This window comes from Saccharopolyspora elongata (assembly GCF_004348985.1).
In the GTDB taxonomy this organism is placed as follows: Bacteria; Actinomycetota; Actinomycetes; order Mycobacteriales; family Pseudonocardiaceae; genus Saccharopolyspora; species Saccharopolyspora elongata.
Window position 1 is genome coordinate 191,139 of sequence record NZ_SMKW01000003.1, and the last position, 13,190, is coordinate 204,328.

At 70.8% G+C, this 13,190-nt stretch carries 16 protein-coding genes; 7 read left to right on the forward strand and 9 right to left on the reverse strand.

Features of this window, described 5'->3' with window-relative positions:
* Positions 1–70 precede the first annotated feature (70 nt).
* On the reverse strand, positions 71–376 hold the full coding sequence (locus E1288_RS03910; protein WP_132480810.1) for a hypothetical protein: 306 nt from the start codon (positions 374–376) through the stop codon (positions 71–73).
* A gap of 264 nt (positions 377–640) precedes the next feature.
* Between E1288_RS03910 and E1288_RS03915 the strand changes: the two genes are divergently transcribed.
* Complete coding sequence (locus tag E1288_RS03915) at positions 641–949, forward strand: hypothetical protein (protein WP_132480813.1); 309 nt, start codon at positions 641–643, stop codon at positions 947–949.
* A gap of 11 nt (positions 950–960) precedes the next feature.
* On the opposite strand, the gene E1288_RS03920 is transcribed toward E1288_RS03915, so the two are convergent.
* Together E1288_RS03920 and E1288_RS03925 are read right to left on the reverse strand one after the other, a co-directional pair.
* On the reverse strand, positions 961–1,689 hold the full coding sequence (locus E1288_RS03920) for a FadR/GntR family transcriptional regulator (protein ID WP_132480816.1): 729 nt from the start codon (positions 1,687–1,689) through the stop codon (positions 961–963).
* 74 nt (positions 1,690–1,763) lie between these two features.
* Complete coding sequence (locus tag E1288_RS03925) at positions 1,764–1,919, reverse strand: alpha/beta hydrolase (RefSeq protein ID WP_235883320.1); 156 nt, start codon at positions 1,917–1,919, stop codon at positions 1,764–1,766.
* 102 nt (positions 1,920–2,021) lie between these two features.
* On the opposite strand from E1288_RS03925, the gene E1288_RS03930 reads away from it, so the two are divergent.
* Genes E1288_RS03930 through E1288_RS03950 form a run of 5 tightly spaced genes read left to right on the forward strand, consistent with a single transcriptional unit; the run spans position 2,022 to position 7,287 of the window.
* On the forward strand, positions 2,022–3,020 hold the full coding sequence (locus tag E1288_RS03930; protein WP_132480819.1) for a 3-oxoacyl-ACP synthase III family protein: 999 nt from the start codon (positions 2,022–2,024) through the stop codon (positions 3,018–3,020).
* Positions 3,017–3,763, forward strand: coding sequence for a glycosyltransferase (locus E1288_RS03935; RefSeq protein ID WP_132480822.1), 747 nt, complete (start codon positions 3,017–3,019; stop codon positions 3,761–3,763). The genes E1288_RS03930 and E1288_RS03935 overlap by 4 nt, the downstream gene beginning before the upstream one ends.
* Positions 3,760–4,911 (forward strand): cytochrome P450, encoded by a 1,152-nt coding sequence (locus E1288_RS03940; protein WP_132480825.1) that lies wholly within the window; start codon positions 3,760–3,762, stop codon positions 4,909–4,911. Before E1288_RS03935 ends, E1288_RS03940 begins: the two co-directional genes overlap by 4 nt.
* Positions 4,904–6,406 carry a class I adenylate-forming enzyme family protein gene (locus E1288_RS03945; RefSeq protein ID WP_132480828.1) on the forward strand — a complete coding sequence of 501 codons (1,503 nt, stop codon included), beginning with the start codon at positions 4,904–4,906 and terminating at the stop codon, positions 6,404–6,406. The genes E1288_RS03940 and E1288_RS03945 overlap by 8 nt, the downstream gene beginning before the upstream one ends.
* Complete coding sequence (locus E1288_RS03950; RefSeq protein ID WP_132480831.1) at positions 6,403–7,287, forward strand: NAD-dependent epimerase/dehydratase family protein; 885 nt, start codon at positions 6,403–6,405, stop codon at positions 7,285–7,287. Before E1288_RS03945 ends, E1288_RS03950 begins: the two co-directional genes overlap by 4 nt.
* Here E1288_RS03950 and E1288_RS03955 read toward each other — a convergent pair.
* Positions 7,265–8,461: a cytochrome P450 gene (locus tag E1288_RS03955; protein WP_207954161.1), complete on the reverse strand. Its 1,197-nt coding sequence runs from the start codon at positions 8,459–8,461 to the stop codon at positions 7,265–7,267. The two genes, E1288_RS03950 and E1288_RS03955, sit on opposite strands and share 23 nt — an antisense overlap.
* Positions 8,462–8,587: 126 nt before the next feature.
* Entirely contained in the window at positions 8,588–9,013 is a 426-nt protein-coding gene (locus E1288_RS03960; protein WP_235883321.1) for a hypothetical protein, read from the reverse strand.
* A 65-nt stretch (positions 9,014–9,078) separates the two neighbouring features.
* Here E1288_RS03960 and E1288_RS03965 point away from each other — a divergent pair.
* Positions 9,079–10,292, forward strand: a protein-coding gene (locus E1288_RS03965) for an IS3 family transposase (RefSeq protein WP_408012918.1) whose coding sequence is annotated in 2 segments (ribosomal slippage) — positions 9,079–9,382 and positions 9,382–10,292 — 1,215 coding nt in all. Because the reading frame shifts where the segments join, the coding sequence is not laid out codon by codon here.
* Between the two features lie 74 nt (positions 10,293–10,366).
* On the opposite strand, the gene E1288_RS03970 is transcribed toward E1288_RS03965, so the two are convergent.
* From E1288_RS03970 to E1288_RS03985, 4 genes are all read right to left on the reverse strand, one after another.
* A complete protein-coding gene (locus E1288_RS03970) occupies positions 10,367–11,221 on the reverse strand; it encodes a helix-turn-helix domain-containing protein (protein ID WP_132480837.1) in 855 nt (284 codons plus the stop codon).
* On the reverse strand, positions 11,208–11,558 hold the full coding sequence (locus E1288_RS03975; protein WP_207954170.1) for a DUF6879 family protein: 351 nt from the start codon (positions 11,556–11,558) through the stop codon (positions 11,208–11,210). The genes E1288_RS03970 and E1288_RS03975 overlap by 14 nt, the downstream gene beginning before the upstream one ends.
* Before the next feature lie 121 nt (positions 11,559–11,679).
* Entirely contained in the window at positions 11,680–12,090 is a 411-nt protein-coding gene (locus E1288_RS03980; RefSeq protein WP_132480840.1) for a RidA family protein, read from the reverse strand.
* Complete coding sequence (locus E1288_RS03985) at positions 12,087–13,148, reverse strand: LacI family DNA-binding transcriptional regulator (protein ID WP_165967977.1); 1,062 nt, start codon at positions 13,146–13,148, stop codon at positions 12,087–12,089. The genes E1288_RS03980 and E1288_RS03985 overlap by 4 nt, the downstream gene beginning before the upstream one ends.
* Positions 13,149–13,190 lie beyond the last annotated feature (42 nt).

The following is a 13,190-nucleotide window of genomic DNA, read 5'->3' on the forward strand; positions in this document are numbered from 1 at the left end:
GAGCCGCCCGGAGACGGGCAGGGTCGAACGACCCACGCGGATCACGAGGATGCCGCGCCGGATCCGCGATTCAGCCGGTGTTGCGGGAGTTCAGGCGGGAGCCGGGGGCGGCGAGTTGGCTGCGGGCGGTCACCAGGGCGGTTCGGGCGTCGTCGCGAGATCCCTGGGCCAGGCGATCGGCGGCGGTGCGGACCGCGTTCGCGGCGTCGGCGGGGATCTCGATGTGCGGGTGCTGGTCGAGGAGACCGACCGCGCGGGCCAGCTCGCGGTGGGCTCGGTCGGCGGGATTGTGCTGCGCGGTGAGCAGGTCGATCAGTGCTGTGTCCACCGCGTCGCGCAGGGCTGCCTCGGTCGAGGAGTGCGGTACTGCAGTCACGGGGCGGAAGTCTAAGCGCTGCAACGGATGTTCAGCACCCTTCAACATCACCCACATGGGTGGTCCTTGGTCACGGGAGTCGCGGCATGAACAGGAGTGTTCCGGATCTTGCCGGGCCGGGGTGTGGTCAGCGGCGCGCGAAAGCGGCAGCATCACCGCGACCTGGAGTGCACCCGTCCGGCGGGACTTTCGCCCCTTGAACCCTCCGGAAGCGGTGGTACTCACGGAAATGTGGCCGCATCGAATCGCGCGGGAGAGTCTGCCATGGACGGTGTCGTGAACAATTCGCTGGATGCGTGGCCGACCGGAGCGTGCGGGCGCCGACTGGTCCAGGTCGCCGACCGGCCGTGGGTGCGCGAAGAGGTGCAAGGATTGCGGGACGCCCGGTCCCGCAGAACCGCGGTGAACCTGGCGCTGTTGCGCGCCCCGCTCAACGGCGTCGACCTGGACAGCGCCGACCACGCGATGCTGACCTGGCTCGCCGATCGCGACGCCGACATCGTGGCCGGCGTGCACAGCCTGCTGGATCGGGCCCGGGCGGCCCCACCGGCCCCCGAAGCCTGTCGCGAGTGACCGTTCGCGAGCTAGGACACGGTCGACGCTTCGCTCTCGGCGCGTTCCTCCAAGCGCTGCATGGCGGTCGCGCGGGCTGAGTGCACGTGGTGCAGGGCGGCTTGGCGGGCCGCTTCGGAATCGCCCGCGAGCAGCGCGTCGAGGATCCGTTGGTGGTCTTCGCGGGCCGCCTCGACCCTGCCGGGCACCATCAGCGTGGTCTGCATGCCCTGGTGCAGGATCTGCTGCAGGACGCCGAGGGTCTGCTGCAGGAACTTGTTGCCGGCCGCTTCCACGATGGCCAGGTGGAACGCCTCGTCGAGCTGCTGCAGGCGCTCGAAGTCGCGCGGCACCTGCTCGGTGGCCTCGATCATGCTTTCCAGAACGCTCGAAACCCGTTGCAGCGCCTCGGCATCCTGCCGCTCGGCGGCCCACCCCGCGGCGGGGACTTCGAGCACCTCGCGCATCGCGAACAGCTCGCTGATCGAATGCCGTTGCGTGGCCAGGGCCTCGCGGAGTTCCCGGGCGGTCTCGGGCTCGGCGATGAAGACGCCGCGCCCGTGCACGACCCGAAGCACGCCCCTGGCCTTCAGCGCGCCGATCGCCTCGCGCACCGTCGGCCGGCTCACCCCGAGCAGCTCGGCGAACTCGCGCTCCGGCGGAAGCCGGTCGCCCGGGCTGTACCGGCCCGATTCGATCGCCTGCGTGATCTGCTGCTCGACCTGGTTGGCGACCGACCCCGGTGACAGCCGCTCCCACATGCCCCATCCACCTCCGCGAGACCATTCCTGGCCACGAGTCTACGTTCGGCGTGTCGTCCGCCCGGTGGACCTGCTCAGGATTCGGCGGTGACGCGGTCGAGCCGGTTCCACATCAGCGCGTTGAACAGCTCGGGCTGGTCGATCTGGAGGTTGTGCCCGGTCACGTCGACCGCGGCGAACGTCGCCCGCGGGTAATGCGGGAAGCGGGCACCGACGGTCCCGATCTCCACGTCGTAGCCGAAGCGTCACTCGACGGAGTTGAGTAGCCCTACTCAGGAGCGATGCGTGCTCGGCGTTATACGGTCGCCCGGGTTTAGGGAAGGACCGACTTCATGAGCGCGCACTTGGCCGGGGTTGCCGTGCACCTGCCGGAGCGGGAGGTCGGCACCGCGGCGGTGGAGCGGCGGATCGCGGCGGAGAGCGCGGCGTTCGTGCCACCGGCCGGGATCATCCGGCGGCTGACCGGCATCGAGTCGCGGCACGTGCTCGGCGACGAGGAGCAGGCCTCCGACCTGGCCGCGGCCGCGGCGCGCAAGCTGCTCGCCGAGACAGGCACCTCGGCCGACGACGTCGACCTGCTGCTGTTCGCCTCTGCCAGCCAGGACATGGTCGAGCCCGCCACCGCGCACATCGTGGCCGCCAAGCTGGGCCTGCGCTGCCCGGTGATGGACGTCAAGAACGCCTGCAACAGCGTGCTCAACGGCATCGAGGTCGCCGACGCGCTGATCGGCGCGGGCCGGTACCGGCGGGTGCTGCTGGTCAGCGGCGAGTCGCCGTCCCGGGCGATCCGGTGGAACGTGCCCGACATCGGGACGTTCCTGCGCGCCTTCCCCGGCTACACGCTCTCCGATGCGGGCGCCGCGATGCTGCTGACGGACGGGCCCGCCGGGGTGCTCGGCAGCGGGTTCAGCGCCGATTCGTCGCAGTGGGACGTCGGCACGCTGCCGTGCGGGGGATCGGCGCACCCGCGCGATCCCGAGTACAGCTACTTCGCGATGGACGGCGGGCGGCTGAAGTCGGCGTTCCTGCGGCTGGGCACCGGCGTGCTGGACGAGACGCTGGCGCGGCTCGGGCTCGGCTGGCAGGACTTCGCCGTCGTGTGCGTGCACCAGGTTTCCCTGCCGTACCTGGACGTCTTCGCCGAGCGGGCCGGGGTGCCCGCCGACAAGCTGGTGGTGACGATCCGCGAGCACGGCAACGTCGCCTCCGCCAGCCTGCCGCTGCAGCTGGCCGTCGCGCAGCAGCTCGGCCGCTGCGGGCCGGGGGATCTGGTGGCGCTGGTGGGCATGGCCGGCGGGGTCAGCCTCGGAATCGTGGTGATCCGGCTGTGAGCGGGCTGTGGGTGGTGGTGCCCGCCTACAACGAGGCGACCGGCATCACCGCGACGCTGGAAGCGCTTGACGCGCAACGGGATTCGGACTTCGAGCTGGTCGTGGTGGACAACGGGTCGACGGACGCCACGGCGGACGTCGTCGCGGACTTCGGCCGCACGCGCCCGTGGGTCCACCTGGTGCACGAGCCGGAGAAGGGCACCGGGGCGGCCGCCGACACCGGCATGCGCTTCGCGGTGGAGCGGGGCGCGGTCCGGCTGGCCCGCACCGACGCCGACTGCCTGCCCGCGCCGGACTGGACCCGGCGGATCAACGCGGCGTTCGCGTCGGGGTTGCGCATGGTGGCCGGGCAACTGCTGCCGCGCACCGACGAGGACGTGCCCGCCTGGCAGCGGTCGCTGCTGGTCGGTGCCGTCGAGGTGGCCAGCGCGTTCGGCAAGATCCGGCCCGGCAACCGCGATCCGCGCTACCGGGGCCCGTACGTGATGGCGCCGGGCTGCAACATGGCCATCACCGGCGAGCTTTACTTGCAGGCCGGCGGATTCCCGCGCACCAAGATCGAAGACGTGCACGAGGACCGCGCCCTGGTCAACGCCGTGCGGCTGCTCACCGCCGACTACGGCCTGCGGCGCGACGTCGTGGTGCGCGGCTCGGTGCGGCGGGTGCGTGCCTGGGGGTTGCTGAAAACCCTCGCCTGGTACGCGGATCACCGCTACCGGCCGGAGCTGGTGGACATCAGGTGACCGCCGCGAGGTGGGAGCGGCGGGTGCAGCTCGGCGCGCACCCGCTGGCGTACCCGCTGGTGCGCGGCATCGGGCGGATCGGGCCGGTGGTGCGGGTGCCGCGCGTCGGCGTGGTGGTCAGCGAAGCCGCGCCGGCCCGCCAGGTGCTCACCGACACCGAGGGCTTCACCAAGACCGGGCCGGGTTCCCCGGCGGACCTGTGGACGCCGGTGGTGGGGCCGTCGGTGCTGCTGAACATGGAAGGCGACGACCACGCCCGGCTGCGCCGGAAGCTGTCCGGGCTGTTCACGCCGCGCTTCGTCGACCAGCTGTGCGCGCGCGTGGCGGCGAAGCCGATGGCGGCGCTGCGCGCGGAGCTGGCCGCGGGACGCGCCGTGGACCTGGTGCCCGTGGTGCGCGACTTGGCCGGCGCGGTGATCTGCGAGCTCGTCGGCCTGCGGGCCGACCGGGCGGACTTCGCCCGGGCCTTCGCCGCGGCGACGGCGGTGACGTCGATGGTGCGGCTGGGGCGTTCGCGGCTCACCCCGGCGCAGGTGGCGCGCGGGCGGAAGGCCTTGTCGGAGCTGACCGGACCCGCCGCCGAGGCGTTCGCGCACGGCGACCCGGAATCGGTTCCCGGCCGGATGCGCGAGCTCGGCCTGTCCGAGCAGGAGGCTTTGGGCGCGGTGGCGGCCTTCGTGCTCACCGGCACCGAAACGCTCGTCTCTTACGTGCCGCGTCTGATCGCCCTGGCGCACGACACCGGCTGGCTGCCTCGATTGGTCGCCGAGCCCGAGCGCGCCGACGACGTGGTGTCGGAGGCCCTGCGGTTCACCGTGCCGTCGCCGGTGATGCTGCGCAGCGTCGCCGCCGAGCGGACGATCGGCGACGTGCGGGTGCGGCCGGGGGACCGGGTGGTGATCGCAACGATCTCCGCCGCCAAGGGCCTCGGCGGCTTCGACCCGGATCGCCCGCACCCGCCGGAGGTGCAGCGGCTGTGGTTCGGGGCGGGCCCGCACTTCTGCCTCGGAATGCCGTTGGCCGGCGCGGAGATCCGGACGGTGCTGGACACCGTGCTCGCCGCGGGCGGCGCGGCCGTCGTGGACCGGAAGGTCGCCCGCCGAGTGCTGATCCCCGCCTACCGGAGCTTGGTGGTGCGCCGTGCCTGACCTGCTTGCACAAGTCCTCGACGCCGGCCGGCAGTACGGCGGCGCACCGGCGCTGACCGGGCCGTCGGGCCGCACGCTGACGTACGCGAACCTGTCCCGGCGCGTCACGGCGACCGCGGATCGGCTGTACAGCAAGGGATTTCGTCCCGGCGACCGGATGCTGTTCTCGGTCCGGCCCGGGCCGGAGGCCGTCGTGCTGGCCCTGGGGACCGTGGCGGCGGGCGGCACCGTGGTGTTCATCGATCCGGGTTCCGGTCCGGAACTGTTCGCCAGCAGGCTCGACCTGGCCCGGCCCGCGTGGGCGGCCGCGGAATCGCTGCTGTACGCGGCGAGCGCGCCCGGCCCCGGCCGGGCGCTGGCCCGGCGTCGCGGCGTGCTGCTGCCGGACTACTCGTCGCTGCCGGTCCGGCACGTGCGGTCCGGCCCGTGGCTGCCCGGCGTCCCGCTGCGCGCCGTGTCGGCGAAAGCGCTGGCCAAACCGGCCGAGCCGTGGGCGGACTGGTCTCCCGCGCCGGACCAGGACGCCGTCGTGGTGTTCACCGCCGGAACCACGAGTGACCCGAAAGCCGTTGTGCACACCCGGGGTTCGCTCGGCGCAGCCCTGGACGTGCTGGCCACGCGCTGCGCGCTCGCACCCGGCGTGCGGGTGCACACCGACCAGTTCCTGCTCGGATTGCCGAGCCTGGTGGCCGGTGCACATTGGACGATGCCGCGCTTCGGTTTCTCGCCCACCGCGGACCTTTCCTCGGTGGCGAGCGGACTTTCGGAAGCTACGCACACCTTCTTCGTCCCGGCGGATCTGGCCGCGCTGCTCGACGCCGCCGAACAGGGGGAGGTGGCGCTGCCGGGCTCGTTGCGTCAGGTGTGGCTCGGTGCCGCCCCGGTGCTGCCGCCGCTGCTGCTCCGGGCCCAGGCCGCGCTTCCCGGCACCGAGTTCCTGGCGATCTACGGGATGACCGAGATCCTGCCCATCGCGGTGGCCACTGCAGAGGAGAAGCTCGCGCACGACGGCGACCTGCTCGGCAAGCCGCTGCCCGGGGTCCGCGCGCGCGTTGCCGACGACGGCGAGCTGCTCGTCTCCGGGCCGAACATGTGCCGCGGATACCTCGGGCAGCCGCCGTTGACCGAGCACGCGACGGGCGACCTGGCGCGCATCGAGAACGGTTCGATCGTGCTGGTCGGCCGGAAGAAGGACATGATCCTGCGCGGCAAGACCAACGTGTACCCCGGGCTGTACGAGCCGTCGATCGCCGCGCTGCCGGACGTCGAGGGCGCGGCGATGATCGGGGTGCCGGACGAGATCGGCGACGAGCGGATCGTGCTCGTCGTGGCCGGAACGCGGCCGGGACTGGCGGAATCGGTGCGGGCGGAGCTGCCGCGGCTCATCGACGCGGCGGCGCTGCCGGACGAGGTCGTGGTGGTGCCGGAGCTCCCGGTGTCCGGGCGGACCCGGAAGCTGGACCGGGACGCGCTGCGGAAGATGGTGGCCGGATGAGGATCGCGGTGACCGGCGCGACCGGATTCGTCGGCGCCGCCGTGTGCCGCGCCGCAGTTGCCGAAGGCTGGGAGGTGCACGCCTTCGGCAGGCGACCGGGCGTGCGCCACTGGGACATCGCGAGCGGTCCGCTCGCGGACCCGCCCGAGGTCGACGCGGTCGTGCACGCGGCCGCGGCGGTCGCCGACGAGACGGCGTCGGCTGAGATGTGGCGGACCAATGTGGACGGTACGCGGCACGTGGCGGACACCTTCCCCGGCGCGCGCCTGGTGCACATCTCGACCGCGAGCGTCTACGACCCGTTCACCGCGACGGTCGATGCCGACGAGACGGCGGCACCGGTCGCGCGATACCTCAACGCCTACGGCGAATCCAAGGCCGCCGCCGAACGGCTGCTCACCTACCGGCCCAACACCGTCGTGCTGCGCCCGCACGCCGTGTACGGGCCCGGTGACACGACGCTGCTGCCGCGGCTGCTCGATTCGATCCGGGGGCGCAACCTGGTGATCGTCGGCGACGGCCGCACCCGGCATTCGCTGACGTCGATCGACAACCTCACCAACGCGGTTCTGCTGGCCTGCACCGGAAAACCCGGCATCTACAACATCACCGACGCCGAGCCCGTGGCCCTGGAAGACGCGTTGCGGGAGATGTTCCGCGAGCGCGGGCTCCGGGTGCGCGTCCGCCACCTCCCGGTGCGCCTGGCCTGGAACCTCGCGGCCATCGCCGAGAACACCTGGCGGCCACCGGGGCTGGCCCAGCTGAGCCGCTACGCGGTGAGCCACCTCGGGTTCGAGCGCACCATGGACATCACCGCGGCGCGCCGCGGCCTCGGCTACCGGCCGGAGCCGACGTCGTTCACCGGGGCGGCGCGGTGGTGATGCCGAGCTCGGCGTAGGACGGGATCAGCACGCCGCGAGCGGGCCGCCGGGACACCACCCGGATCGGCCCGGCGTCCAGGATCGCCTGCAGCAGGTGGGAAATCTCCGCGCGGGCCAGCGTGGCACCGAGGCAGAGGTGCCGCCCGGCGCCGAACCAGAGCTGCCGGGTCTCGGGCACGTAGGGCCGGTTGATGTCGAAGCGCCCGACCCGGTTGTTGGCGACGTAGGTCAGCAGCATCACGCGCTCACCGGCCCGCATCGCGGCCCCGTCCACGGTCACGTCGTTGCTGACGCTGCGCCCGATCAGCGGCGCGGGCGTGGTCACCCGCAGGCCCTCCCGCACGGCGTCGGGCAGCAGCTCGGGCGACTCGCGCAGCTGGTGCTGCTGGCCGGTGTCGTGCAGCAGCGCGACGGTGCGGGCCATTGCGGTGGCGGCCGTTTCAGTGCCGGCGACCATGAGCAGCGCGGCGATCCCCGAGGTTTCCTCCAGCGACAGGCCCAGCTCCCGGCAGCGGCCCAGCAGCGTCTCGGCGGGAGCCTCGGCGAACGCCGCGGGCACGTTGCGGGTGAGGTCGGCGATGATCGGCTTGGCCTGCGCGACGACCTCGGGCGGCAGCTCGGTCGACGCGGCACTGCCCAGCGCCAGCTTCGCCAACCGCTCCCCGGTGCCGAACACGGCGCGGTAGTGCTCGTCCCCCGGCGGCAGGTCGAGCCCGAGCAGATCGGCCATCATCCGCCCGACCAGCAGCCGGGCCAGGTCGGCGAGATCTACGACTTCACCGGCCCGCAACCGCTCCACGGCGGGCTGCAACGCCGGATCGAAGACCCGCCGCACCAGTGGGCGGGCGGTGGCGTCGGTGAACAGGTCTCGAGCCCGCGAGCGAAGGTCGGCGTGCCCGGGCCCGTCGAAGATGCGGTAGACGTAGTCGCCGAGAACCTGGGCCCAGAGATGCCCGACGCCGCCCTCGCCGAGCAGCGTGAAGTGCGCACCATCGTTGAGGATCCGGCGAGCGACGACGGGATCGTTGACCACCCACCCGAGCCGGGGCACCCGCCGGATCGGCCCGCCCCGAGAGGAGAGCCGAAGCAGCAGGTACAGCGCGGGCCGGCTGGCCCAAAGCAGCCGAGCCTCATGCCGCTGCGCAACATCCCGACGCCCAAGCAAATCGATCACACGGCCGACTATCGCAGAGTCGTGAGCGCTTTGGTCCGCCATAGCGGCCCAAACCACTCACGACGCCCGGCAACCCGCGCGAGTTGAGACCGTGGCCGGGGGAGTGCGTCTGATCGGCGATGAAATCTAGTTCGCGAGCTGCGACAGCGGGCGGATCAGAACGGGTTTGGGCAAGCCGGCCGGGATGGCGCACTTGGGCGACGGTTTCTCCATGCCCATGGGCGCCCCTGGCTCTCCTGGTGCCGGAAGGCTGAGAACAGCCCGCAGTGCCCACGTCGGCTCGGCGTGGTACTGGTACGCCACGACTGGCGGGCAGAACACGGGAGAATCACCGACGACCGGTGTGCGGTAGGCGCTGGCGTCCTTTTCGCCGCGGATGATGAGGACGTCCGCGCTGGTGGCACGGTGATACATGGCCGCGTACAGTTCTGGCGCCTCCCGCGGCCCCCAGAGGATCAGCGTCCAACCTCGCCTGCGCAGCTCGCCGAGCAGGTCGTCCAGTTCGAGTGCGAATTCCCCTTCGGGGGCGGTCGAACGCGCCAGGGGCTTCACCCCGGATGTTGGACACCTGACACACTTGGATCTTGATGGTCCGGGTGGACTGGAGTCCTGTACTGATGGTCATGAAGCACTATCCGCCGGAGTTCAAAGCCGAAGCGGTCGCGCTCTACCGGTCTCGCCCTGGTACGACGATCGCCGCGGTGGCCGCTGATCTCGGGGTCAACGCCGAGACGCTGCGGAGCTGGATCCGGATCGATGACCGACGAGGCGCCGGACCGCGTACCGAGACCACGGAAACCTCAGCGGCCGCACCGGCTTCCGGCACGCTGGAGAGTGAGAATGCCGCGCTGCGCAAGCGGGTCCGCGAGTTGGAAGAGGAACGCGAGATCCTGCGCAAGGCGGCCAAGTATTTCGCCGGGGAGACGCGCTGGTGAACCGCTTCCAGTTCGTCGCCGACCACCAGCGCCGTTACGGCGTGAAGCGGTTGTGCCAGGTCATCGGTGTCGCGCGGTCCAGCTTCTACCACTGGAAAGCCACCGCGGCGGACCGAGCCACCCGCAGTGCCGCCGATGACCGGCTGGCGGCCCGCATCCGCGTGGTCCACCAGGAATCGGGCGGCACCTACGGTGTCCCGCGCATCACCGCCGAACTGCGCGAAGCCGGGCATCTGGTCAACCACAAGCGGGTCGCCCGGGTCATGCACGGGATCGGGCTTTCCGGGCTGCGGCTGCGCCGCAGACACCGCACCACGATCGGCGACCCCGCGGCGGCCAAGGCCCCTGATCTGATCCAGCGGGACTTCACCGCCGAGGCGCCGAACACCCACTATGTCGGTGACATCACCTATCTGCCGATCGCCGACGGGACGTTCTGCTACCTGGCGACCGTGATGGACCTGTGCTCGCGCCGGCTGGTCGGCTGGGCCATCGCCGATCACATGCGCACCGAGCTGGTCATCGACGCCCTGCGGGCCGCCGAACGCACCCGGGGCAGCCTGGCCGGCGCGATCTTTCACGCCGATCACGGGGCGCAGTACACCTCTCGGGCCTTCGCCGACGCTTGCCGGGAAGCCGGAGTGACCCAGTCCATGGGCGCGGTCGGAAGCTCCGCGGACAACGCCGCCGCCGAAAGCCTGAACGCGGCCTTCAAGCGAGAAACCCTTCAGGGCGCCCGGTGGTGGGACAGTGAACGCGACGCGCGGCTGGCCGCGTTCGGCTGGCTGCACCGCTACAACACCCGCCGTCGTCATTCCTATCTCGGTCAGCGATCCCCGATCGCCTACGAGGACAGTCTGATCCCGTCATCGGCTACGCTGCCCGAAGCCGCATAACCCCGTGTCCAACATCCGGGGGCAAGGCCCCCATGGTCCTGACGCTAGAAGGCGGCGATATGCACCGTCGAATTCTAGTCGCGTACTCGCATGAACTCGTCGGCGATCGATTCGAGGATCTCCCTCGCACCTTCGCCGGACGCGGCGCGCTCGCGGAAGTGCTCGAACAGGTTCAGGTGATAAGCGATATCGCGGTAGTCCCGCAGCACCACCTTCCCCGCGAAGATCTCGGTAGTCACCAACCGGTCGTCGTAGACCACGAAGACGTTCAACGGTGCCGCCCCGATGAGTGCGCGGCCGGGGAGGATGGACAGCTCGACATTCGGGCGCCTGGACACCGCGATCATGTGCCGCACCTGGTCGACCATGACGGATTCGGCCGCAGGCTTCACGCGTACGGCCTGCTCGGTCAACAGGAAGTGAAACCGGCGGGATTCATCGTTCAAGGCGCCTTGGCTGTCCAGCCTCGCCTGCACGGCGCGGTCCACGTCCCTGGCCGGTCGTCCCTCCACCTCCGGCGTGAGCACGGCACGGGCGTACTCGGGTGTCTGGATGAGCCCGGAAGGAATGGCAGGGAGGAACTGCCGAATCGTCGAGGAGGATTCCCCGAGGGCTTTGATCTCCGCTTGGCTGCGCCAGATTCCCAACCGGGCGGCAGATCTTAGCGAGGTGTACTCGACGTTCGCTGAACGGGTGAGCGAGAGGAGTTCTTCCCGTGCACCAGGTGGCACGTCCAGCGCCTTCATGATCCGTTCCACGTCGGCAACGGTCGGCAGGACTCGGCCGGATTCGATCCGGCTGATCTTCGACTGGGACATGGCGGTGCGAGCGGCCAGCCTCTCCCCGGAGAGTCCGGCCGCTTTGCGTAGCTGCTTCAGCGTGTCCGCGAGGTTCTTGCGCTGCTGCTGGTCGGTTTCAGGTTCGAGCATTCCACTCGCTCAACGGCACGGCATGGGCCAACGCCGCGTCTCGCCACTCCCGGTACTGCGCCAGGTCCGGGGCTTCCCGTTGGTCTCGGTTCAGCAGCGTTCCATCCGGGTTGAAGTTCAGGTCGACGACCATCGAGTCGTCGAACAACCAGAAGTCATGCGATGGCAGGTCGAGGTCCAGTTCGGTCAGGTCCAGGATCCGGACGTCCTCCCCGGCTTCGATGTTGCCGGGGATGACCCAATCCAGTTGGTATCGCTGGTACTCCGTGCCCCGGTCGGAGACGTAGACGGACGGGCAATCGCTGTCGGCACACCCTGACACCTTGCGTAGCTTCATGGACACAGCCTTGGAGATCGGGCGGGGAGGATCAAGCTCCCACCGTGGTCTAGTCGCGATGTTGCATAACTTGCCCCCGGTCGTGCTAGCTGCGCGGATCGCGAGGCCGGAGTCGCCCGTGTCAGTGCTCCGGGACTGCTGCTGTGGCTTCGACTTCTACCGCTAGTTCTGGGGTTGCCAGCGCCGCTACGACTATCAGCGAGTGCGTCGGCCAGTCTTCGTTCGGGTACCACCTGGTCAGCGCCTCTTGCAGGGCCTTGCGGTAGCCCGTGAGGTGCTCCGTGCTCGACAGCATCGCGAACAGCTTCACCAGGTGCTGTGGCGTGGCACCTGCCGCTGCCAGCAGCTTCTCTATGTTGGCCAGCGCCGCGCGGGTCTGCGTTTCAGCGTCCGGGCCCGCCAGTTCGCCGTCCGGTGACGTTCCGACCTGGCCCGAGATGATCAGGAACTCATGTCCGTCCGGTACCCGGGCCAGGTGGCTGTACCTCCCGATCGGCGGGGCCACGCCTTCCGGGCTCCAGCGCTGGATCATGGTTGCTTCCTCCTCGGGGCCGTCGAGCCTCGGACGATGAGTTCCGGGGCCAGTTCCGTGATGATCTCGTGGCGGGCCGGGGCACCTTCGAGCTGGCGGAGGATCGCCGCCACCGAGCGGCGGCCCAGTTCGCGCAGCGGGAGGCGGACCACCGTCAGCGGCGGCGACAGGTGCCGGGCGAAGAACACGTCGTGCACGGCCACTATGGACAGGTCTTCCGGGATTCGCAGGCCCGCTTCGCGCGCCGCCGTCATGGCACCCACCGCCGCCAGCACGTTGCTCACCACGACGCCCGTCGGAGCCGTTCCGCTGGCCAGCAGGCGGGGTAGCGCCGCCGCGCCCTCCTCGGGTGTGTGGCCGCCTCGCAGCTGCGAGCCGTCCGGTAGCCCGGCCTCGCGCAGCGCTCGCCGCCAGCCTCGCGTGCGCGCTTCGGAGCGGGCCTTCGGGTTGCCCAGCTTGAGATGCGCGATCGCGGTGTGCCCGAGCTCGACCAGGTGCCGCGTGGCGAGGTAGGTCGCGTCGTCGTCGTCCAGCGCCACGCTGCCGATCTCGCCACGCGTGCGGTCGTTGACCAGCAGCAGCGGGAGCCGGGTGGCCGCGATCTTGGCGATCGTCTCGTCCGCAGTGCTGCTGCCGCGCTGCAGGAGGAGGCCGTCGATGCGGTTGCCCCGCACGATGCGCTCGAAGGTCCGGTCGCTGCGGGCCAGTTCGTCGGCGTCCGCGAGCAGCAGGGCGTAGCCGGAGGCGCTGGCCTCCTCCTGTGCGCCTGCCATGATCTCGCTGTACACCGGGTTGCTGGTGTCGTGCACCGCCATCCCGAGGATGCCCGACTCGGCGCGGCGCAGCGCCCGCGCGACCTCGTTGGGCGTGTACCGCAGCTGCGCCGCCACCTCCAGGACGCGGTTGCGCGTCTCCTCTCTGATCCGCAGCGTTTCGTCGCCGCGCAGCAGGCGCGAGACCACCGCCTGGCTGACGCCGGCGATCCGGGCCACGTCGCTCATCTTGGCCCGGCCGGTGACCGGTGTCGGCGGATCGGCGGGTTGACAGCTCTCGGACACGGAGGTAAGCATACCGGTACGGTAAAACGATTTACCGATCAT